This window comes from Streptomyces sp. RerS4 (assembly GCF_023515955.1).
Lineage (GTDB): Bacteria > Actinomycetota > Actinomycetes > Streptomycetales > Streptomycetaceae > Streptomyces.
On sequence record NZ_CP097322.1, the window covers coordinates 3249921 to 3271829 of the forward strand.

General features: G+C 68.8%; 15 protein-coding genes and 2 rRNA genes. 5 read left to right on the forward strand and 12 right to left on the reverse strand.

Annotation, left to right across the window (positions count from 1 at the left end):
* Positions 1–73: 73 nt before the first annotated feature.
* Together M4D82_RS14870 and M4D82_RS14875 are read right to left on the reverse strand one after the other, a co-directional pair.
* A 23S ribosomal RNA gene (locus tag M4D82_RS14870) occupies positions 74–3195 on the reverse strand.
* Positions 3196–3477: 282 nt separating this feature from the next.
* Positions 3478–5000 (reverse strand): 16S ribosomal RNA (locus M4D82_RS14875).
* The 16S and 23S rRNA genes sit together here, the layout of an rRNA operon.
* A 912-nt stretch (positions 5001–5912) precedes the next feature.
* Here M4D82_RS14875 and trpS point away from each other — a divergent pair.
* Complete coding sequence (trpS, locus tag M4D82_RS14880) at positions 5913–6911, forward strand: tryptophan--tRNA ligase (RefSeq protein ID WP_249766510.1); 999 nt, start codon at positions 5913–5915, stop codon at positions 6909–6911.
* A gap of 66 nt (positions 6912–6977) precedes the next feature.
* Here trpS and proC read toward each other — a convergent pair whose 3' ends face one another.
* From proC to M4D82_RS14905, 5 genes are all read right to left on the reverse strand, one after another.
* Complete coding sequence (gene proC, locus M4D82_RS14885; protein ID WP_249766511.1) at positions 6978–7787, reverse strand: pyrroline-5-carboxylate reductase; 810 nt, start codon at positions 7785–7787, stop codon at positions 6978–6980.
* A 101-nt stretch (positions 7788–7888) separates the two neighbouring features.
* On the reverse strand, positions 7889–8626 hold the full coding sequence (locus tag M4D82_RS14890; protein ID WP_502989068.1) for an ABC transporter permease: 738 nt from the start codon (positions 8624–8626) through the stop codon (positions 7889–7891).
* A gap of 17 nt (positions 8627–8643) precedes the next feature.
* On the reverse strand, positions 8644–9429 hold the full coding sequence (locus M4D82_RS14895) for an ABC transporter ATP-binding protein (protein ID WP_249766513.1): 786 nt from the start codon (positions 9427–9429) through the stop codon (positions 8644–8646).
* A gap of 67 nt (positions 9430–9496) precedes the next feature.
* Positions 9497–10042 (reverse strand): hypothetical protein, encoded by a 546-nt coding sequence (locus M4D82_RS14900; protein WP_502988931.1) that lies wholly within the window; start codon positions 10040–10042, stop codon positions 9497–9499.
* A gap of 78 nt (positions 10043–10120) precedes the next feature.
* Positions 10121–10426, reverse strand: a complete 306-nt coding sequence (locus M4D82_RS14905) for a peptidase (RefSeq protein ID WP_249766514.1) — start codon at positions 10424–10426, stop codon at positions 10121–10123.
* 106 nt (positions 10427–10532) lie between these two features.
* On the opposite strand from M4D82_RS14905, the gene M4D82_RS14910 reads away from it, so the two are divergent.
* Complete coding sequence (locus M4D82_RS14910) at positions 10533–12719, forward strand: serine/threonine-protein kinase (protein WP_249766515.1); 2187 nt, start codon at positions 10533–10535, stop codon at positions 12717–12719.
* A 43-nt stretch (positions 12720–12762) separates the two neighbouring features.
* Here M4D82_RS14910 and ilvD read toward each other — a convergent pair whose 3' ends face one another.
* The 3 genes from ilvD to M4D82_RS14925 all read right to left on the reverse strand — a co-directional run bounded on the left by ilvD (position 12763) and on the right by M4D82_RS14925 (position 16232).
* Positions 12763–14613 carry a dihydroxy-acid dehydratase gene (ilvD, locus tag M4D82_RS14915; RefSeq protein ID WP_249766516.1) on the reverse strand — a complete coding sequence of 617 codons (1851 nt, stop codon included), beginning with the start codon at positions 14611–14613 and terminating at the stop codon, positions 12763–12765.
* A 162-nt stretch (positions 14614–14775) separates the two neighbouring features.
* Positions 14776–15411, reverse strand: coding sequence for a TetR/AcrR family transcriptional regulator (locus tag M4D82_RS14920; RefSeq protein ID WP_249766517.1), 636 nt, complete (start codon positions 15409–15411; stop codon positions 14776–14778).
* Positions 15408–16232 (reverse strand): sugar phosphate isomerase/epimerase family protein, encoded by an 825-nt coding sequence (locus M4D82_RS14925; protein WP_249766518.1) that lies wholly within the window; start codon positions 16230–16232, stop codon positions 15408–15410. The genes M4D82_RS14920 and M4D82_RS14925 overlap by 4 nt, the downstream gene beginning before the upstream one ends.
* A gap of 194 nt (positions 16233–16426) precedes the next feature.
* Between M4D82_RS14925 and M4D82_RS14930 the strand changes: the two genes are divergently transcribed.
* On the forward strand, positions 16427–17086 hold the full coding sequence (locus M4D82_RS14930) for an HAD family hydrolase (RefSeq protein ID WP_249766519.1): 660 nt from the start codon (positions 16427–16429) through the stop codon (positions 17084–17086).
* A gap of 7 nt (positions 17087–17093) precedes the next feature.
* On the opposite strand, the gene M4D82_RS14935 is transcribed toward M4D82_RS14930, so the two are convergent.
* Positions 17094–18020, reverse strand: coding sequence for a Ppx/GppA family phosphatase (locus M4D82_RS14935; RefSeq protein ID WP_249766520.1), 927 nt, complete (start codon positions 18018–18020; stop codon positions 17094–17096).
* A gap of 116 nt (positions 18021–18136) precedes the next feature.
* On the opposite strand from M4D82_RS14935, the gene M4D82_RS14940 reads away from it, so the two are divergent.
* Both M4D82_RS14940 and M4D82_RS14945 read left to right on the forward strand, forming a co-directional pair.
* Complete coding sequence (locus M4D82_RS14940; protein WP_249771820.1) at positions 18137–18913, forward strand: DUF3109 family protein; 777 nt, start codon at positions 18137–18139, stop codon at positions 18911–18913.
* 288 nt (positions 18914–19201) lie between these two features.
* Positions 19202–19498, forward strand: coding sequence for a hypothetical protein (locus M4D82_RS14945; RefSeq protein ID WP_249766521.1), 297 nt, complete (start codon positions 19202–19204; stop codon positions 19496–19498).
* Between the two features lie 261 nt (positions 19499–19759).
* Here the strand turns inward: M4D82_RS14945 and M4D82_RS14950 are convergent, their stop codons facing one another.
* Positions 19760–21694, reverse strand: coding sequence for a BACON domain-containing protein (locus M4D82_RS14950; RefSeq protein WP_349637063.1), 1935 nt, complete (start codon positions 21692–21694; stop codon positions 19760–19762).
* Positions 21695–21909 lie beyond the last annotated feature (215 nt).

The following is a 21909-nucleotide window of genomic DNA, read 5'->3' on the forward strand; positions in this document are numbered from 1 at the left end:
ACACTATGAAGTTAACCAACCGGGCAATATCACGGTCGTTACTTCAGAACTAACACAGTGGACGCGAGCAACTGAGGACAAGCCCTCGGCCTATTAGTACCAGTCAGCTCCACCCGTTACCGGGCTTCCACATCTGGCCTATCAACCCAGTCGTCTACTGGGAGCCTTACCCTCTCAAGGAGGTGGGAATACTCATCTTGAAGCAGGCTTCCCGCTTAGATGCTTTCAGCGGTTATCCCTCCCGAACGTAGCCAACCAGCCATGCCCTTGGCAGGACAACTGGCACACCAGAGGTTCGTCCGTCCCGGTCCTCTCGTACTAGGGACAGCCCTTCTCAATATTCCTACGCGCACAGCGGATAGGGACCGAACTGTCTCACGACGTTCTAAACCCAGCTCGCGTACCGCTTTAATGGGCGAACAGCCCAACCCTTGGGACCGACTCCAGCCCCAGGATGCGACGAGCCGACATCGAGGTGCCAAACCATCCCGTCGATATGGACTCTTGGGAAGATCAGCCTGTTATCCCCGGGGTACCTTTTATCCGTTGAGCGACGGCGCTTCCACAAGCCACCGCCGGATCACTAGTCCCGACTTTCGTCCCTGCTCGACCCGTCGGTCTCACAGTCAAGCTCCCTTGTGCACTTACACTCAACACCTGATTGCCAACCAGGCTGAGGGAACCTTTGGGCGCCTCCGTTACCCTTTGGGAGGCAACCGCCCCAGTTAAACTACCCATCAGACACTGTCCCTGATCCGGATCACGGACCGAGGTTAGACATCCAGCACGACCAGAGTGGTATTTCAACGGCGACTCCACCATGACTGGCGTCACGGCTTCAAAGTCTCCCACCTATCCTACACAAGCCGAACCGAACACCAATATCAAACTGTAGTAAAGGTCCCGGGTCTTTCCGTCCTGCTGCGCGAAACGAGCATCTTTACTCGTAGTGCAATTTCACCGGGCCTATGGTTGAGACAGTCGAGAAGTCGTTACGCCATTCGTGCAGGTCGGAACTTACCCGACAAGGAATTTCGCTACCTTAGGATGGTTATAGTTACCACCGCCGTTTACTGGCGCTTAAGTTCTCAGCTTCGCAACCCCGAAAGGTCACTAACCGGTCCCCTTAACGTTCCAGCACCGGGCAGGCGTCAGTCCGTATACATCGCCTTACGGCTTCGCACGGACCTGTGTTTTTAGTAAACAGTCGCTTCTCGCTGGTCTCTGCGGCCACCCCCAGCTCAAGCAGCAAGTGCTATCACCAGTGATGGCCCCCCTTCTCCCGAAGTTACGGGGCATTTTGCCGAGTTCCTAACCATAGTTCACCCGAACGCCTCGGTATTCTCTACCTGACCACCTGAGTCGGTTTAGGGTACGGGCCGCCATGAAACTCGCTAGAGGCTTTTCTCGACAGCATAGGATCATCCACTTCACCACAATCGGCTCGGCATCAGGTCTCAGCCTTGTATGAGGGACGGATTTGCCTACCCCTCGGCCTACACCCTTACCCCGGGACAACCACCGCCCGGGTTGGACTACCTTCCTGCGTCACCCCATCGCTTACCTACTACCACCTTGGGCCGGCGGCTCCACCACTTTCCATTCCCCGAAGGGTCCGGAACGGCTTCACGGCCTTAGCATCAGAGGATTCGATATTGGGCGTTTCAAAGCGGGTACCGGAATATCAACCGGTTGTCCATCGACTACGCCTGTCGGCCTCGCCTTAGGTCCCGACTTACCCTGGGCAGATCAGCTTGACCCAGGAACCCTTAGTCAATCGGCGCACACGTTTCTCACGTGTGTATCGCTACTCATGCCTGCATTCTCACTCGTGAACCGTCCACAACTAGCTTCCGCTGCTGCTTCACCCGGCACACGACGCTCCCCTACCCATCACAACACCCGTTGGGGCTTAATTGCTGCAATGACACGACTTCGGCGGTACGCTTGAGCCCCGCTACATTGTCGGCGCGGAATCACTTGACCAGTGAGCTATTACGCACTCTTTCAAGGGTGGCTGCTTCTAAGCCAACCTCCTGGTTGTCTCTGCGACTCCACATCCTTTCCCACTTAGCGTACGCTTAGGGGCCTTAGTCGATGCTCTGGGCTGTTTCCCTCTCGACCATGGAGCTTATCCCCCACAGTCTCACTGCCGTGCTCTCACTTACCGGCATTCGGAGTTTGGCTAAGGTCAGTAACCCGGTAGGGCCCATCGCCTATCCAGTGCTCTACCTCCGGCAAGAAACACACGACGCTGCACCTAAATGCATTTCGGGGAGAACCAGCTATCACGGAGTTTGATTGGCCTTTCACCCCTAACCACAGGTCATCCCCCAGGTTTTCAACCCTGGTGGGTTCGGTCCTCCACGAAGTCTTACCTCCGCTTCAACCTGCCCATGGCTAGATCACTCCGCTTCGGGTCTAGAGCGTGCAACTCAATCGCCCTGTTCGGACTCGCTTTCGCTACGGCTTCCCCACACGGGTTAACCTCGCTACACACCGCTAACTCGCAGGCTCATTCTTCAAAAGGCACGCAGTCACGACCCATTGGGTAAACCCAATGAGCGACGCTCCCACGGCTTGTAGGCACACGGTTTCAGGTACTATTTCACTCCGCTCCCGCGGTACTTTTCACCATTCCCTCACGGTACTATCCGCTATCGGTCACCAGGGAATATTTAGGCTTAGCGGGTGGTCCCGCCAGATTCACACGGGATTTCTCGGGCCCCGTGCTACTTGGGAGATGAGCAAGCAAGCCGCTGATGTTTCGTCTACGGGGGTCTTACCCTCTACGCCGGACCTTTCGCATGTCCTTCGACTACATCAACGGTTTCTGACTCGCCTCACGGCCGGCAGACCGTGAAAGCTCATTCCCACAACCCCGCATGCGCAACCCCTGCCGGGTCTCACACACATACGGTTTGGCCTCATCCGGTTTCGCTCGCCACTACTCCCGGAATCACGGTTGTTTTCTCTTCCTGAGGGTACTGAGATGTTTCACTTCCCCTCGTTCCCTCCACATGCCCTATGTGTTCAGGCATGGGTGACAGCCCATGACGACTGCCGGGTTTCCCCATTCGGACACCCCCGGATCAAAGCTCAGTTGGCAGCTCCCCGGGGCCTATCGCGGCCTCTCACGTCCTTCATCGGTTCCTGGTGCCAAGGCATCCACCGTGCGCCCTTAAAAACTTGGCCACAGATGCTCGCGTCCACTGTGTAGTTCTCAAGCAACGACCAGCCACCCGTCACACACTGCCAAAGCAGCGCTTCACCGGGGCCGGCATCGCGAAGATAAGACCTTACGGCCGTACCCTCAGACACCCAACAACGTGCCAGGCACCGGACATCCTCCGTCTTCTCTTTCCACGCCGAAGCAGTACTCGAGAACCATCAGATGTTCGGTGCCAAATAATCAACGTTCCACCCATGAGCTGACCGTGCAGAACGTTTGTCTGCAATCGGTACTGTGCTCCTTAGAAAGGAGGTGATCCAGCCGCACCTTCCGGTACGGCTACCTTGTTACGACTTCGTCCCAATCGCCAGTCCCACCTTCGACAGCTCCCTCCCTTACGGGTTGGGCCACCGGCTTCGGGTGTTACCGACTTTCGTGACGTGACGGGCGGTGTGTACAAGGCCCGGGAACGTATTCACCGCAGCAATGCTGATCTGCGATTACTAGCGACTCCGACTTCATGGGGTCGAGTTGCAGACCCCAATCCGAACTGAGACCGGCTTTTTGAGATTCGCTCCACCTCACGGTATCGCAGCTCATTGTACCGGCCATTGTAGCACGTGTGCAGCCCAAGACATAAGGGGCATGATGACTTGACGTCGTCCCCACCTTCCTCCGAGTTGACCCCGGCGGTCTCCTGTGAGTCCCCATCACCCCGAAGGGCATGCTGGCAACACAGGACAAGGGTTGCGCTCGTTGCGGGACTTAACCCAACATCTCACGACACGAGCTGACGACAGCCATGCACCACCTGTATACCGACCACAAGGGGGGCACTATCTCTAATGCTTTCCGGTATATGTCAAGCCTTGGTAAGGTTCTTCGCGTTGCGTCGAATTAAGCCACATGCTCCGCCGCTTGTGCGGGCCCCCGTCAATTCCTTTGAGTTTTAGCCTTGCGGCCGTACTCCCCAGGCGGGAACTTAATGCGTTAGCTGCGGCACCGACGACGTGGAATGTCGCCAACACCTAGTTCCCAACGTTTACGGCGTGGACTACCAGGGTATCTAATCCTGTTCGCTCCCCACGCTTTCGCTCCTCAGCGTCAGTAATGGCCCAGAGATCCGCCTTCGCCACCGGTGTTCCTCCTGATATCTGCGCATTTCACCGCTACACCAGGAATTCCGATCTCCCTACCACACTCTAGCTAGCCCGTATCGAATGCAGACCCGAGGTTAAGCCTCGGGCTTTCACATCCGACGTGACAAGCCGCCTACGAGCTCTTTACGCCCAATAATTCCGGACAACGCTTGCGCCCTACGTATTACCGCGGCTGCTGGCACGTAGTTAGCCGGCGCTTCTTCTGCAGGTACCGTCACTTTCGCTTCTTCCCTGCTGAAAGAGGTTTACAACCCGAAGGCCGTCATCCCTCACGCGGCGTCGCTGCATCAGGCTTTCGCCCATTGTGCAATATTCCCCACTGCTGCCTCCCGTAGGAGTCTGGGCCGTGTCTCAGTCCCAGTGTGGCCGGTCGCCCTCTCAGGCCGGCTACCCGTCGTCGCCTTGGTAGGCCATTACCCCACCAACAAGCTGATAGGCCGCGGGCTCATCCTTCACCGCCGGAGCTTTCCACCACAGGAGATGCCTCCCGCAGTCGTATCCGGTATTAGACCCCGTTTCCAGGGCTTGTCCCAGAGTGAAGGGCAGATTGCCCACGTGTTACTCACCCGTTCGCCACTAATCCACCCCGAAGGGCTTCATCGTTCGACTTGCATGTGTTAAGCACGCCGCCAGCGTTCGTCCTGAGCCAGGATCAAACTCTCCATGAATGTTTACCGGTAATCCGGTGCACACACACGTTGAGCGGGCCAGTCATGGTCGGAATAAGACCGACTGACCACTGCGTCCTCGCTGTGTTTGGTTGCCTGCAAGCATCACCCGAAGGCGACCTCACAGGTCTTTTTCAAAGGAACCTCATCCACCGGAGTGGACGGGGTATCAACTTCTGGCGTTGATTTTTGGCACGCTGTTGAGTTCTCAAGGAACGGACGCTTCCTTTGTACTCACCCTCGCGGGTTTTCCTCCGGGCTTTCGTTCTGTGTTCTTGCGTTTCCGACTCTATCAGACTCTTTCGTGTCCGATTTCCTCGGCGCTTTCGAGGTTCTGCGCTTTCACGCTTTCCCTTTCCGGCGGTTCCCACTCTATCAGACTCTTTCGGGCCTGACTCCCGGTCAGCGGGTTTTGCTTTCCGGGCTGTTGGGCCCTTCCGGCGAGTGAGACAGTAGCGGATTCCTTGCCCCCGAAGCCAATCGGGGGCCGCGTCCTGGAACGCGGATTCCTCATTCGCAAATACGCATGAAAACGGAACGACAGAGTCCGTCGTTCGTTCGAATGTGTAGTGCGGGATGGCTGTCCGGGGACCGACCGGGGGTCGGCGCTCACGTCGGACAACTCGAAGAACCTTACGGATCGGGCACACATGTGTCAACCCCCGGCTGACCGGGGCCGAAAGGCCCGTGCCGGCCTCACGCGTCTCGGGCTACGCTCGTTCCCATGACTACGCATGCGCTCACGCTCAGCCTTCGCTGGTGGGCCGCCTGACGGCGGCCGAACCACACGCGAGCACGCATGCGCTCACGGCCGCCGCCTCGGCGGCCGTTTTTGTTTTCTCTCTTCCCGGGAGTGGCTCGGTCGCCCGTCGCGGCGGCACGACACGCACCACGAAGAGGGAGACAGAGGACATGACGAGGATCTTCAGCGGGGTCAAGCCGACCGGGCACCTGACACTGGGGAACTACCTGGGGGCCGTACGGCAGTGGGTCGCCGCCGACCAGGAGCCGGCCGACGCGCTGTTCTGCGTCGTGGACCTGCACGCGCTGACCGTCGAGCACGATCCGGCGCGGGTGCGCCGGCTCAGTCGGCAGGCGGCGACGCTGTTGCTCGCCGCCGGGCTGGATCCCCGTAGGTGCACGTTGTTCGTGCAGAGCCACGTGGACGAGCACGCGCGGCTGGCGTACCTGCTGGAGTGCACCGCCACCGACGGGGAGGTGCGGCGGATGATCCAGTACCGGGAGAAGGCCGCCGCCGCGCGGGCCTCCGGGGACGGCGTACGGCTGTCGTTGCTGACCTATCCGGTGCTGATGGCCGCCGACATCCTGGCGTACCGGACGGACGAGGTGCCGGTGGGCGAGGACCAGCGCCAGCACGTCGAGCTCACGCGGGATCTGGCGGTGCGGTTCAACCAGCGCTACGGGCACACGTTCGCCGTGCCGAAGGCGACGCTGCCGGTCGTGGCGGCGCGGGTCATGGACCTCCAGGAGCCGACGTCGAAGATGGGGAAGTCGGGGGACGCGGGGCCCGGGGTGGTGTTCATGCTCGACGAGCCCGGGGTCATCCGGAAGAAGGTGATGCGGGCCGTGACCGACAGCGGGGACGGCGGGGTCGTCTACGACCGGGACGCGCGGCCGGGTGTGGCGAACCTGCTCGACATCCTCGGCGCCTGTACGGGCGCGGAGCCGGCGGCGCTCGCCGACGGGTACAGCGGGTACGGGGCGCTGAAGCGGGACGTCGCCGAGGCGGTGGTGGAGTTGCTGCGGCCGGTGCGGGAGCGGCACGCGGAGTTGGCGGCGGATCCCGGGACGGTGGAGAGGGTGTTGCGGGAGGGGGCCGGGCGGGCCCGGGAGGTGGCGCGGCCGGTGGTGGACGCCGCGTACCGGGCGATCGGGCTGCTGGAGCCGTGAAGGCGGAGCCCTGAACGCGATGGCCTGAACGCGGTGGGCCCCCGCTCTAGCGGGGGCCCGTACCGGTCAGCTGTTGCCGGAGGCGAGTTCGCGGCTGCGGTCGCGGGCGGCTTCGAGGGCGGCGATGAGGGCGGCGCGTACGCCGTGCTTCTCCAGCTCGACGATGGCGTTGATCGTCGTACCGGCCGGGGAGGTGACGGCCTCGCGGAGTTTGACGGGGTGCTCGCCGCTGTCGCGGAGCATCACGGCGGCGCCGATGGCGGCCTGGACGATGAGGTCGTGGGCCTGGGCGCGGGGCAGGCCGAGGAGGATGCCGGCGTCGGTCATGGCCTCGACGAGGAAGTAGAAGTAGGCGGGGCCCGAGCCGGAGAGGGCGGTGGCGGCGTCCTGCTGGGATTCGGGGACGCGCAGGGTCTTGCCGACGCCGCCGAAGATCTCCTCGGTGTGGGCGAGGTGGGCGGCGGTGGCGTGGCTGCCGGCGGAGATGACGGACATGGCCTCGTCGACGAGGGCGGGGGTGTTCGTCATGACGCGGACGACGGGGGTGCCGGGGGCGAGGCGTTCCTCGAAGAAGGAGGTCGGGATGCCGGCGGCGCCGCTGATGACGAGGCGGTCGGCGGGGACGTGCGGGGCGAGCTCTTCGAGGAGCTTGCCCATGTCCTGCGGCTTGACGGTGAGGATGAGGGTGTCGGCCCGCTTGGCGGCTTCGGCGTTGCTGACGGCCTCGACGCCGTAGCGCGTACGCAGTTCCTCGGCGCGTTCGGAGCGGCGGGCGGTGACGAGGAGCTTCGAGGCGGGCCAACCGCCGCGGATCATCCCGCTGAGCAGGGCCTCGCCGATCTTGCCGGTACCGAGGACTGCGACTGTCTGGGTCATGCCCGATTCACCTCGCCGAACGGAACTACGGAACCTCTGGGGGTGTACGCCGCCATCCTCGCACCCGTTCAGGGATCGGCGGGGGGCCGTCCGCAGTGCGGTCAGGGGGTGCGGCGGCGGAGGGTGGCGGCGCCGAGGGCGAGGACGAGCAGGGCGCAGGCGGCCACGACGGCGGCGTCGCGGATGAAGTCGGCGGTCATGTCGGTGTGGGTGAGGACCTGGGTCATGCCGTCGACGGCGTAGGACATGGGCAGGACGTTCGAGAGGCCTTCGAGGACGGGCTGCATGGTGTCGCGCGGCGCGAACAGGCCGCACAGGAGGAGCTGCGGGAAGATCACGGCCGGCATGAACTGGACGGCCTGGAACTCGGACGCGGCGAAGGCGGAGACGAAGAGCCCGAGCGCGGTGCCGAGGAGGGCGTCGAGAAGGGCGACGAGCAGGAGCAGCCAGGGGGAGCCGATGACGTCGAGGCCGAGGAGCCCGAGGGCGAGGCCGGTGGCGAGGAGGGACTGGACGACGGCGACGGCGCCGAAGGCGAGGGCGTAGCCGGCGATGAGGTCGCCCTTGGCGAGGGGCATGGCGAGGAGGCGTTCGAGGGTGCCGGAGGTGCGTTCGCGCAGGGTGGCGATCGAGGTCACGAGGAACATCGTGATGAGGGGGAAGATGCCGAGGAGGGAGGCGCCGATGCTGTCGAAGGTGCGTCCGTCGCCGTCGAAGACGTAGCGCAGCAGGGTGAGCATCAGGACGGGGACCAGCAGCATCAGGGCGACGGAGCGCGGGTCGTGGCGGAGCTGGCGCAGGACGCGGGCGGCGGTGGCGAGGGTGCGGGCGCCGCTCATGGCCGTGGTGGTCGGGCTCATCGCTGGGTCTCCTTGGCGCGGGCGGTGGCGTTGGCCTCGTCGACGAGGCGCAGGAAGCCTTCTTCGACGGTGGCGGCGTGGGTGCGGGTGCGCAGGGCGTCGGGGGTGTCCTGGGCGAGGATGCGGCCCTCGCGCATGAGGAGGAGGTCGTGGCAGCGCTCGGCCTCGTCCATGACGTGGGAGGAGACGAGGATCGTGGCGCCGCGGTCGGTGGTGAGGGCGTGGAAGAGGTTCCACAGGTCGCGGCGCAGGACGGGGTCGAGGCCGACGGTGGGTTCGTCGAGGACGAGGAGTTCGGGGGCGCCGAGGAGGGCGACGGCGAGGGAGACGCGGCTGCGTTGGCCGCCGGAGAGGTTGCCGGCGAGGGCGTCGGCGTGGGGGGCGAGGTCGACGTCGGTGAGGGCGCGGGTGACGGTGTCGGCGCGGCGGTCGGCGGCGGCGCGGCCGGGGTCGAGGACGGCGGCGAAGTAGTCGAGGTTCTGTCGGACGGTGAGGTCGTCGTAGACGGAGGGGGCCTGGGTGACGTAGCCGATGCGGGAGCGCAGGGTGGGGTGGCCGGCGGGGTGGCCGAGGACGTCGAGGGTGCCGGTGACGTGGGCCTGGGTGCCGACTATGGCGCGCATGAGGGTGGATTTGCCGCAGCCGGAGGGGCCGAGGAGGCCGGTGATGCGGCCGCAGGGGACGTCGAAGGCGATGCCGTCGATGACGGTGCGGGGGGTGCGGCCGGTGCCGCGGCGGACGGTGAGGTCGTGGGCGTGGACGGCGGATGAATTATTCATCATGTGATGAATAATGCTCCTGGCGGTGCCGGGGCGTCAATCGGCCGGGTGCGGCGGGGTTGTGCGCGGGCTACTTCTTGCGCTTCGGGCGGCGGGCGGCCGGGTTGCCGGTACGGGCGCTGCGGCGACGGTCGAATTCGGCCACGGCGCGCTCGTACTCGGTGCGGCGGAGCTTCTCGCCGGGGGCCTCGACGAAACAGCGCAGGAAGTACGCGATGAGGGAGCCGATGAAACCGATCGTTTTGAGCCCCTTGAGGGCGGCCTCGTCGGAGGACGGCGCGGGACGGCGGCCGAAGGAGTCCCAGGTCTTGGCGAAGGCGATGGAGCTGGCGATCGCGAAGAGGACGACGACGGAGATGCTGAGGAACGGGCCGACGTTGCCGATCTCCAGGCCCTCGTAGGCGAAGCGCAGCAGGTACGCGGAGGCCACGGCGCCGAGCAGCGAGCCGACCGCGACGGCGACGCGGCGGGCGGCGTAGCCGCTGTCGTGGTGCACCCAGGTGGTGCCGAAGAACCGGATCGGCTCGGGGCGGGGGCCGGGGGTGACCTCGGAACCGCTCTGGCTCTGGTTCTGGCTCGTGCCCTGGTTCTGGTCTCGCTGGTCGTCGTCGCTCACAGCGGCGATTATCCCCCGGCGGGCCGCGCCGGCCGGGGGCGTCTCACGTGGCAGAACGGTGACGGGCGGGGGCGGCGGTCAGCCGCAGCGGCCGGCGACGTAGCCGTCGGCGCCCGTCTTCACGTAGGCGTCGGAGACGAAGCGGCCGTTGCCGATGCAGTCCCACAGGTCCGTCGTGCCGTACGGGCCCGAGACCGTCGTGCCGGGGCACTGGCAGCGGATCGTGACGTACCCGCCGACCGGCACGGCGTCGATGATCGGGTAGTTGGTGCCGGGACCGCTGCGGATGTTGACCCGGTAACCGGGCGCGGTCGGGTACGACTGGAAGCCCGCGTCGGTGGCGGCGAGGCTCTGCTCTTGGCTGGAATCGTTCTCAACGGACATGCGTAATCTCCCCCCATGGGTGTTGCTCTGCGCAACGCGCGCAGGGTAGCAAGCCCTTGGATGTTCGCATGGGCCATCGACTAGGCTCCGTCGGGGGTGGTGAGCGGTGCAGTCGCGGCGCGCGGACTACGCCGGGTTTCCGGAGTACGCCGGGCAGTACCGGCTCGAATCCGTGCTCGGTTCCGGCGGCATGGGCGTCGTCCACCTGGCCGCCTCCAGCTCGGGGCTGAAACTCGCCGTCAAGGTCGTGCACGCGCAGCACGCGGTGGACCCGGAGTTCCGGGCGCGGTTCCGGCAGGAGGTCGCGGCCGCGCGGAGGGTGAGCGGCGCGTTCACCGCTCCCGTCGTCGATGCCGATCCGGATGCCGAGCGGCCCTGGATGGCCACCCTGTTCATCGACGCCCCGACGCTGTCCGAGCGGGTACGGGAACGCGTGCTCGACCCCGACGAGCTGACCCGGCTCGCGGCGGGGCTGGCGGAGGCGCTGCGGGACATCCACCGGGCCGGGGTGGTGCACCGGGACCTGAAGCCGAGCAACGTGCTGATGGCCGACGACGGGGTGCGCGTCATCGACTTCGGCATCTCGCGGCCGGCCGACAGCGACCTGCGGACCGAGACGGGCAAGCTGATCGGGACGCCGCCGTTCATGGCGCCGGAGCAGTTCCAGAGCCCCCGCGACGTGGGGACGGCGGCGGACGTGTTCGCGTTGGGCGCGGTGCTGGTGCACGCGGCGACGGGGCGCGGGCCCTTCGACTCCGACAGCCACTACCTGGTGGCGTACCAGGTCGTGCACAGCGAGCCGGACCTGACGGGGCTCCCGGCCCGGCTCGTGCCGATCGTGGCACGCTGCCTGGCGAAGGACCCGGCCGAGCGGCCCACCGCCGAGGCGCTGATCGCGGAGATGCGCGCCGTGGCGTACCGGACCGGCGAGGACACCCAGACGTTCATACCGCAGCCGCGCACGCCCGTGGCCGAGGAGCCGCTCACCCACCGGCGGGAGCGGATCGCGACGGACGCGACCGACCGGCCGCCTCCGGGGCAGCGGCCTTCGGACCGGCCGGCTACGGGCTCGCCGGCTTCGGACCGGTCGGCTCCCGACCGGCCGCCTACGGGCCGCCGGCGCGGGAAGGCGCTGCTGGTGGCCGGGCTCGCGGTGCTGCTCACGGCCGGGGCGGTCGGCGGGTACCTGCGGTGGGCGCCCGACGCGGCGCCGAAGCAGCCCGTCGCCCATGCCTCGGGGACGCCGGGCAAGGGCTTCTCGCCCTGGTCGGCCTCACCGGGCGCACCCCCCGTGTCCTGCTCGGCGGGGCCCGGCGGCCTGTACTGCTCGGGGCGGGGCCTGGCCGCCGCCCGCCTCGACCCCGCCGACGGCTCGACGGCGTGGACGGTCGGCGCGAACTCCCCGGGCCAGGGCGTGACGGCCGGCAGCGCCCCGCTCCACTCGGCCGGTCTGGTCCTGGTGGTGGCGCCCGGCAGCGAACGGCTCCAGGCGCTGGACCCCGGCACGGGCGCGGAACGCTGGCAGCGGAAGCTGCCCGGCGGCACGCGCGTGGTGAGCGCGGGCCCGTACGTGCTCACCGTGACCGGGGCCGGGAGCGTCACCGCCTTCGACGGTGCGAGCGGCTCCCAGCGCTGGACGCAGAGGATCGGGGACGCCGGCTCCGTGTGGTGGGGCGGCGCCGGAGCATCGGGCGCGCCCGTGCTCTACGTGGCGACCGCGGCCCTGGACGGCGGGTCGACGCAGCTCGCGGAAGTCGATCCGGCGACGGGCACGGTGCGCTGGCAGACCCGGGCCACGGGCAAGCTCCGGCCGGTCGGCGTGGCGCACGGTGCGGTGCACCTGCTGGACGGCGACTCGGGCGCCAAGGTCGGCGGCATCGTGCGGGTGGACGTGGCGAGCCGGGCGGTCCGCCGGGTGCAGCTGCCCGCGCCGCTGTTCGACGCGGAGGCGACGGTGGGCTCGGACGGGACCGTCTACGCCTTCGGCAGCAGTGGCGCGCTCGTGGCGGTCGGCGCGGAGAAGGAACTCTGGCGGTCGGAGACCGGGGCGGCGACCGGATCGGGGCCCGTCGTCTCCCACGGGCAGGTCTGCCTGGTGACGGGGGACGGCCGGCTGCTGGCCGTCGACGCCGCCGCCGGGCGGCTCGTCGGGCAGACCAAGCCGCGCATGGCCGCGCAGGGCACCGTCAGTGCCACCCTCCCCGCCCCCGTCGTCTCCGACGGGCGGGTCTACGCCTCCGCGCCCGACGGGACGGTGTTCGCCGTGGACGCGCGGAACCCCGCCGGGTGGTGAAAGGCGAAACGGCCCGGCGGGGTCCTGGCGGTTGATCGGGTGGTCAGCCCAGGAGGCTGACGTCGCGGACCGCGCCCTTGTCGGCGCTGGTCGCCATCGCCGCGTAGGCGCGCAGGGCCGCGGAGACCTTGCGCTCGCGGTCCTTCGGCGCGTAGACGCCGTTCAGCGCGGCGTGGCGGGCGGCCAGGGTGGCGTCGTCGACGAGCAGCTCGATCGAACGGTTCGGGATGTCGATGCGGATGCGGTCGCCGTCCTCGACCACGGCCATGTTGCCGCCCGAGGCCGCTTCCGGGGAGGCGTGGCCGATGGACAGGCCCGAGGTGCCGCCGGAGAAGCGGCCGTCCGTGACCAGGGCGCAGACCTTGCCGAGGCCGCGGCCCTTGAGGAAGGACGTCGGGTAGAGCATCTCCTGCATGCCGGGGCCGCCGCGCGGGCCCTCGTAGCGGATGACGACGACGTCGCCCGCCTTGATCTGCTTCGTCAGGATCTTCTCGACGGCCTCGTCCTGCGACTCGCACACGACCGCCGGGCCCTCGAAGGTCCAGATCGACTCGTCGACACCGGCCGTCTTGACGACACAGCCGTCGACGGCGATGTTGCCGCGCAGCACGGCGAGGCCGCCGTCCTTGGAGTAGGCGTGCTGGACGGAGCGGATGCAGCCGCCCTCGGCGTCGAGGTCGAGGGTGTCCCAGCGCTCGGACTGGGAGAAGGCGGTCGCGGAACGCTTGCAGCCGGGGGCCGCGTGCCACAGCTCCATGGCTTCCTCGGAGGCGGTGCCGGAGCGGGCGTCCCAGGTCGCGAGCCAGTCCTCCAGGCCCTGGGAGTGGACGGTGGTGACGTCCTTGTTGAGGAGGCCGCCGCGGTGCAGCTCGCCGAGGATCGCGGGGATGCCGCCGGCGCGGTGGACGTCCTCCATGTAGTACGTGCCGCCGGGGGCCACGTTCGGGGCGACCTTGGCCAGACAGGGGACGCGGCGCGAGACGGCGTCGATGTCGGTGAGGTCGTAGTCCAGGCCCGCCTCCTGCGCGGCGGCGAGGAGGTGCAGGATCGTGTTGGTGGAGCCGCCCATGGCGATGTCGAGGGCCATGGCGTTCTCGAAGGCCTCGCGGGTGGCGATGTTGCGCGGCAGGACGGAGGCGTCGCCGTCCTCGTAGTAGCGCTTGGTGATCTCCACGACGGTGCGGCCGGCGTTCTCGTAGAGGGCGCGGCGGGCGGTGTGCGTGGCGAGGACCGAGCCGTTGCCGGGGAGGGCCAGGCCGATGGCCTCGGCGAGGCAGTTCATGGAGTTGGCCGTGAACATGCCGGAACAGGAGCCGCAGGTCGGACAGGCGTTCTCCTCGATGCGCAGGACGTCCGCGTCCGAGATGTTCTCGTTGGAGGCGTCGACCATGGCGTCGATCAGGTCGAGCTTGCGGACCGTGCCGTCGACGAGGGTGGCCTGACCGGCCTCCATCGGGCCGCCGGAGACGAAGACGACCGGGATGTTCAGGCGCATGGCGGCCATGAGCATGCCGGGGGTGATCTTGTCGCAGTTGGAGATGCAGATCAGCGCGTCGGCGCAGTGGGCCTCGACCATGTACTCGACCGAGTCCGCGATGAGGTCGCGGGAGGGGAGGGAGTACAGCATGCCCGCGTGGCCCATCGCGATGCCGTCGTCCACGGCGATCGTGTTGAACTCGCGCGGGATCGCGCCGGCGGCGCGGATGGCGTCGGAGACGATCCGGCCCACGGGGGCGAGGTGGGTGTGGCCGGGGACGAACTCGGTGAAGGAGTTGGCGACCGCGATGATCGGCTTGCCGATGTCCTCGCTCGCTACGCCCGACGCGCGCATCAGCGCACGAGCGCCTGCCATGTTGCGGCCGTGGGTGACGGTGCGGGACCTCAGCTCGGGCATGCGTTCACTCCCCATGAGTGCGGCTGTACGGTCAGCCGCGCTGCGGATATGGCTCGGTTACGAGGCTACGCCCACCGCCCGCGATCCGGACACCTCGTCCGGATGGCGGGACGGGGGGCTCATTCCTCGGTCAGGCACCGGTCGGGCCTCGGCCGGCCTGGGTCAGGCCTCGGCCAGGTAGCGCTGGAGGGTGGGCGCGACGAGGGCGACGATCTCCTCCGGGTCCGCGGACGCCATCGGCTCCACCTGGACGACGTAGCGCAGCATCGCGATGCCGATCATGTGCGAGGCGGCGAGCTCGGCCCGGAAGGTCGGGTTCGGGACGTCGAGGTCGGCGGCGATCCGCTCCAGGAGGCGGCGTAGGACCAGCGTCCGCAACACCTTCGCGGCGGCCTCGTGCGTGAGCGCGGAACGGATCACGGCGAGCAGGGGCGCGCGCGTGACGGGGTTCTCCCACACGCCCAGGAAATAGCGGGCCAGCCGCTCGCCGATGCCGTCGGGGCCCTCGCCGAGGATGGCCGGAACCACGAGGGCGGGCTCCATGCTCACCTCGACGGCGGCGGCGAAGAGGTCGTCCTTGGTGCCGAAGTAGTGGTGCACCAGCGCCGGGTCCACGCCGGCGACCTTGGCGACGCCTCGCACGGAGGTCTTGTCGTAGCCGCGCTCGGCGAACACCTCGCGGGCGGCGAGCCGGATCCGCTCCTGGGTGCCGGGGCCGTCGTCGACCTCGTCCTGCCGGGGCCGGCCGGGACCGCGGCGGCGCTTGGGGGGTTCCGTGGGGCCGGTGGGGCCGGTCATCGCTGCCGCGCCGTGTTGGCCAGGTGCAGGCGGGTGAACTCCAGCGCCTCGGCGAGGTCGGCCTCACGCTCGGCGGAGGACATCGCGCGGCGGGTGTTGACCTCGATGACGATGTGCCCGTCGAAGGACGTACGGGCCAACCCGGCGAGCAACTCGGCGCAGGGCTGCGTACCGCGCCCGGGGACGAGGTGCTCGTCCTTCGCGGAACCGTTTCCGTCGGCGAGGTGGATGTGCGCGAGCCGGTCGCCCATGCGGTCGATCATGGCGGTGGCGTCGGTGCGGGCGGTCGCGGTGTGGGAGAGGTCGACGGTGAAGTGCCGGTAGTCGTCCTTGGTGACGTCCCACTCGGGCGCGTAGGCGAGCATCTCGCGGTCGCGGTAGCGCCAGGGGTACATGTTCTCGACGGCGAACCGGACGTCCGTCTCGTCCGCCATCCGCCAGATCCCGCTGACGAAGTCCCGCGCGTACTGCCGCTGCCACCGGAAGGGCGGATGCACGACGACGGTCGACGCCCCCAGCTTCTCGGCCGCCGCCCGCGCGCGCTGGAGCTTCGTCCAGGGATCGGTGGACCACACCCGCTGCGTGATGAGCAGGCACGGCGCGTGGATGGCGAGGATCGGCACCTGATGGTGGTCGGACAGCCTGCGCAGGGCGTCGACGTCCTGACTGACCGGGTCCGTCCACACCATGACCTCGACCCCGTCGTAGCCGAGACGCCCGGCGATCTCGAAGGCGGTGGCCGTGGACTCCGGATACACGGAGGCGGTGGACAGCGCGACCTTCGGTCCTCGGGCGGTCGGAATACGCACTGGTTCTGCCACGGGGACAGATTACGGGGCGGGGGGCGGGCGGCTTGGAGGCGGAGTCCTTCTGGTCATATTTTTCGACGGTTTCGGGGTGAGACGAGCGGTGTCGCGGCGACCAGACCGCCCTGCGGCGCACCCGAGCGCCCCGGATCGCTACGCGTTGCCCACGTCTCGGCGTCTGACGGTCGCTGGATCAGTAGGCTGACCGAATGATTCGGACGGTGGTTCTGGACATCGGAGAGACGCTTACCCGCGACGATCGCTACTGGGCTTCCTGGGCCGACTGGCTCGGTGTTTCTCGGCACACCCTCTCCGCGTTGGTGGGTGCGGTGGTCGTGGACGGGAGGGACAACGCGGACGCGATCCGCCTCCTGCGCCCGGATGTCGACATCTCCGCCGAGTACGCCGCCCGCGACGCGGCCGGGCACGGCGAGCGGCTCGACGAGTCGGACCTCTACGAGGACGTTCGGCCGGCCCTTTCCGCACTGCGCGCCGTCGGGGTGCGCGTAGTCGTCGCGGGAAACCAGAGTCGTCGGGCGGGGGACCTGCTGCGTCGGTTGGACCTGCCGGCCGACCTGGTCGTCACCTCGGGCGAGTGGGGGGTGGCCAAACCGGCGGGCGGCTTCTTCGACCGGGTGGTGGCCGTCTCCGGCAGCCCGGCCGCCGAGACGTTGTACGTCGGAGACCATCCCGCCAACGACGTCCACCCGGCCCGCGCCGCCGGCCTGCGCACCGCACACCTCAGACGAGGGCCCTGGGGCCACTGGTGGGCGGACGACCCCGAGGTCCGAGCCGCCGCCGACTGGTCCATCGATGCCCTCACCGAGCTGCCCGAGATGATCTTCTCGTCGGACAACGGGGCGACGTAAAAGCCCCCTACGGCAAGTGGTCCAGTCGGCGGAGGATTATGCCTTCGCGGAGGGCCCAGGGGCAGATCTCCAGGGCTTCGACGCCGAAGAGGTCCATCGTGGCCTCCGCCACCAGGGCTCCGGCCAGGAGCTGGGAGGCGCGGCCTTCCGAGACGCCCGGGAGGGCGCAGCGTTCGATGGTGGTCATGGCGGCCAGGCGCGGGACCCACTCCTCCAGGGACTTTCGCGTCAGCTCGCGCTGGACGTACTGGCCGTCCGCCTCGCGGGCGGCGCCGGCGATGCGGGCGAGCTGCTTGAAGGTCTTCGAGGTGGCCACCACGTGGTCCGGCACCCCGAGGCGGCTGAATTCGCCGACCGTCCGCGCGATCCGCGCCCGTACGTGCCGGCGCAGCGCCTTCACGTCCGCCGGGTCCGGCGGGTCGCCCGGGAGCCAGGCCGAGGTGAGGCGGCCGGCGCCGAGGGGGAGGGAGACGGCGGCGTCGGGTTCCTCGTCCATGCCGTACGCGATCTCCAGCGAGCCCCCGCCGATGTCGAGGACGAGGAGCTTGCCCGCCGACCAGCCGAACCACCGGCGCACCGCGAGGAAGGTGAGCCGGGCCTCGTCCTCACCGCTGAGGACCGTCAGGTCGACGCCGGTCTCGGCCTTGACGCGGGCCAGGACCTCGTCGGCGTTGGTGGCCTCGCGTACGGCGCTGGTCGCGAAGGGCAATACGTCCTCGCAGCCCTTGTCCTCGGCGGCCTGCGCGGCGGTGCCGATCACCGATACCAGCCGCTCGACGCCCTCCGGGCTGACGGCGCCGTGCTCGTCGAGCAGCTGCGCCAGCCGCAGTTGGACCTTGTGGGAGTGCGCGGGCAGGGGGCGCGCGCCGGGGTGCGCGTCCACCACCAGCAGGTGGATCGTGTTCGAACCCACATCGAGGACACCGAGTCTCATGCGGGAAACGCTACTGGGCCGAACGCGGAGGGGTGCGGGAAGGGGCGCTTAGGCTTGGGTTTGTGCCAAATACGCAGAAGGCCAACACGACGAAGAAGAACAACACGAAGAGCAAGATCAAGGACAAGGCCAAGGCCGAGGCCAAGCAGCCGGACGAGAAGGGGCTGGACTTCCCCCGGGCCTGGGTGGAGTTTCCCGATCCCGCCGACGACGAGCAGGTCTTCCGCTGTGACCTGACCTGGCTGACCTCCCGCTGGACCTGCATCTTCGGCAGCGGCTGCCAGGGCATCCAGGCGGGCCGGGCGTCCGACGGCTGCTGCACGCTCGGGGCGCACTTCTCCGACGAGGACGACGAGAAGCGGGTCGCCGAGCACGTGGCGCGGCTCACGCCGGAGCTGTGGCAGTTCCACGACGTGGGCAGCGAGACCGGCTGGACGCAGTTCGACGACGACGGGGAGAAGCAGACCCGCCGCTGGGACGGCGCCTGCATCTTCCTGAACCGACCCGGTTTCCCGGCCGGGGCGGGCTGCTCGCTGCACATCCTGGCGCTGAAGAGCGGCCAGGAGCCGCTGGAGACCAAGCCGGACGTGTGCTGGCAGCTGCCGATCCGCCGCACCTACGACTGGATCGACCGCCCCGACGACACCCGGGTGCTCCAGGTGTCGATCGGCGAGTACGACCGGCGCGGCTGGGGGGCGGGCGGCCACGACCTGCACTGGTGGTGCACGTCGGCGACGTCCGCGCACGGCGCCGGCAAGCCGGTGTACGAGTCGTACAAGGCGGAGCTGACGGAGCTGATGGGCGCGGAGGCGTACGCGGAGCTGGTGAAGCTGTGCGAGGCGCGGCTGGCCGCTCTGCTGCCGATGGCCCCGCACCCGGCGGACCCGGCCTAGATGAATGATGCGAAGGGTTCGTGGCCGTAGGCGGTCAGTGAGCGCATGACGGGCCGGCCAGTGTGTTCGTTGTGTCAGATCCCGGCGGCGCGTGCGAGGACGCGGACGACGACACCGCCGGGGGTGCCGCCCCGGTGGCGTTCGAGCCGGTCTGAGCTCCGTGGCCGGCAATGACCATCCCGGTCCACAATGGATTTGGTGAACATGCGCGACGCGGCGTCCACCTCCGCACGCCCAGCGTCGAATCGTCGAACGACACGACCAGCAACACCAAACGAGGAGGGCCCCATGTACGTGGTGGTCCAGCACAAGATCTTGAATCCGGAGACGGCGTTTTCCCGCGCCCAGGCCCTTACCGACGGCATCGGAGCGCCCGGTGGCACCCGGGTGCTGCAGGTCTACCCGCACGTCGATGGATCCGCCGCGACGTGCCTCTGGGAGTCAAAGTCGGTTGAAGACGTCCAGGGCTTCGTCGACACGATTCTCGGTGACTCGAGCGTCAACGTCTGCTACGAGGTCGATTCGGAGAAGGCATTCGCCGAGCGTCCACTCGGCCTGAGGCCGTCGCCGGCTCCCGCCGCTTGAGATGAATCATCCGAGGAGTTGGTGGTCGTAGGCGGTCAGTGAGCGCATGACGGGCTGACCTGTGTGTTAGTGGTGCCAGATCCCGGCCGTGAGTGCGAGGACAGGTGTCGTTCCCGGTCATCGGTCTTCACGGAGAGCGCGGTAGCGAGGGAGTCAAGGTCGGGCGTCACAACCGATCTTTGGACTCCCTCGCTTCATGTCATGCGCGACAGCGAGCCCTTCGCATCATTCGTCTGGCCACGCGCGCCCGGCGGTAGCCCCCTACGACGCCGGCCCCGGGGAGGCGGTTTCCTCCGGTGAGCCCGCCGGCGGGCTGGGTTCCGCCGGGGTGCTCGGCGTCGGGGTGGGCGTCGGCGGGGTCGGGGTGGGGGTCGGGTCCGGCGTGGGGTCGGTGGTCGGCGGGGTCGGGCGGGGCGGTGTCGGGTCCGGGCTGGGATCGGTGGTGGGCGGCGTCGGGGTCGGCGTGGGGTCCGGAGCGGGGTCCGGGCGGCCGCGGCCCCGTACGGCGATGACCGCCCCCGCGGGGTCGACTCCGACGCGGGCCGACCAGGCGCCGACGGGCTGGGCGGCGGCGTCCACGGTGATCCGTAGGGTGACCGATTCTCCAGGGGCCAGCGTGCCCGCCGTGCGGCTCGCCCGCAGCCAGGGCGCGTCCGACCACAGCCGCCAGTCGACCGGGGCGCCGCCGGAGGCGGTCAGGGTGAGCAGGGTGACCGAGCCGTGGCCGGTGGCGCTCACGGTGAGCCGGCCCGGGGCACCGGGGCTGCCCGGCGCCGGGGTGAGCGGCGGGCCGGAGCTGACGACCTCGACGGTGACGTCGGGGGCCGCGGTGCTGTACGCGAAGCCGGGTTCGCCGGTGGTGTAGGCGGTGTTGCCCAGGTTCTCGTACGCGGTCAGGGGGCGGCCGCCGGCCAGGGGCGGCGGGATCTGCGATTCGCCGGCGGAGATCCGGGTGCCTTCGCCGCCGACGGGTTCGCCGGTGAGGGGCGCGCCCCGGTACGCGGCCCACAGCGCGATCACGGGCGCCGCGATGACGGTGGCGACGACGGTGGTGGTGACGGCGCGCGCCCGGAGCCGGTCGCGGCGGGCGGCGCGGTCCTTGGGGCCGAGGGGGAAGCCGGTGCGGTCGAAGCGCGGGGCGGGCGGCCGGAGCGGCGGCGGCCGGAGCGCAGCATGGCCGCGTGGACGGCCCGGCGGGGGCCGGGACCAGCGGGAGGGCCGCGGTGACGCCGGCGGAGCCGGGCCAGGGGCGCCGGCGCCGACGCGTTCGGCGGCGCGGCGACAGCGCGGGCAGTCGTCGACGTGGCGTACGAGCTCGGCGCGCAGGGTGCTGGACAGCAGGACGTCGCCGCTGCGCCCGCCGCCGGCGCCCGGGGCTGCGTACCCGTCCCCGTCACCGATGCGGCCGGTCAGGCGGGAGACGGCCGGGCAGTGGCCGGTCTCCACGACGGCGAGGGCGGCGCGGGTGCGCTCGACCTCGCAGGCGGCGGCGGACAGCAGCTCGCGCGCGACCACGGCGGGGGTGCCGAGGACGGAGGCGAGTTCGGTGACGCCGAGGCGGTGGCGTACGGCGAGTTCGAGGGCTTCGCGCTGTTCGGGGGTGGTGCCGGCGGCCTCGGGCCAGGCGAGGCGGGCGAGTTCGGTACGGCGGTACGCGCTGACGTCGAGCCCGCGCGAGGCGGTAGTGGTGCCCGGCACGTCCGGGGCACCGGGCGCACGCCCGGCGTGACTGTGCCCCGGCGTGCGCCGGGCGGAATGCGCCCCCTGTCGGGCACGCCGGCGCTCGGCGAGCCGGCTGAGGCAGGCCCAGCGGGCGAGGGCGTAGAGCCAGGCCCGCCGCTCGCCCTCGTCCGGACATCGGCCGGGGTGGCGTTCGGCGACGGCGAGGACGTCGCCGAGGACGTCGGTGGCGGCGTCGTGATCGCACAGGACGGACAGGCAGTAGGTGAACAGACCGTCGAGGTAGGGCTCGTGCCGGAAGGGCGGGGGCTCCGCGGCGGGATCGGCGGCGGGCACGGCGCAGGGACCGCCCGGCGCGCCCGGCCTGCCCGGCGCGCCCGGCAGGTCGGCGGTCCCACCGGCGATACCTCCGCCGAGTCCGCCGAGTCCGCCGGCGAGTCCGCCGGCGAGGAGGTCTGCGGGCGTGTCGGCGGCGGGGTCGGCACCGCTTTCGGGATCGACCCAGGTCGATCCCACCGGCCCCTCCAATCCCACCGGCCCCACCTGTCGCGCCGAGGGTGTGCGCCCGTGCGCCCGGTGTGCGCCGGTGCGCGACGCGGGGCGGCCCTGGTTGCTGCTGTTCACTCGGCGACCGTAGGCGGCACGCCGCCGGCGCCTCGGAAGCCTTCAGCGGTTTTAGCTCTTACGGGTGAACAGATCGAGGGTCCGCTGACCGCGTCCCTGACGCGGGC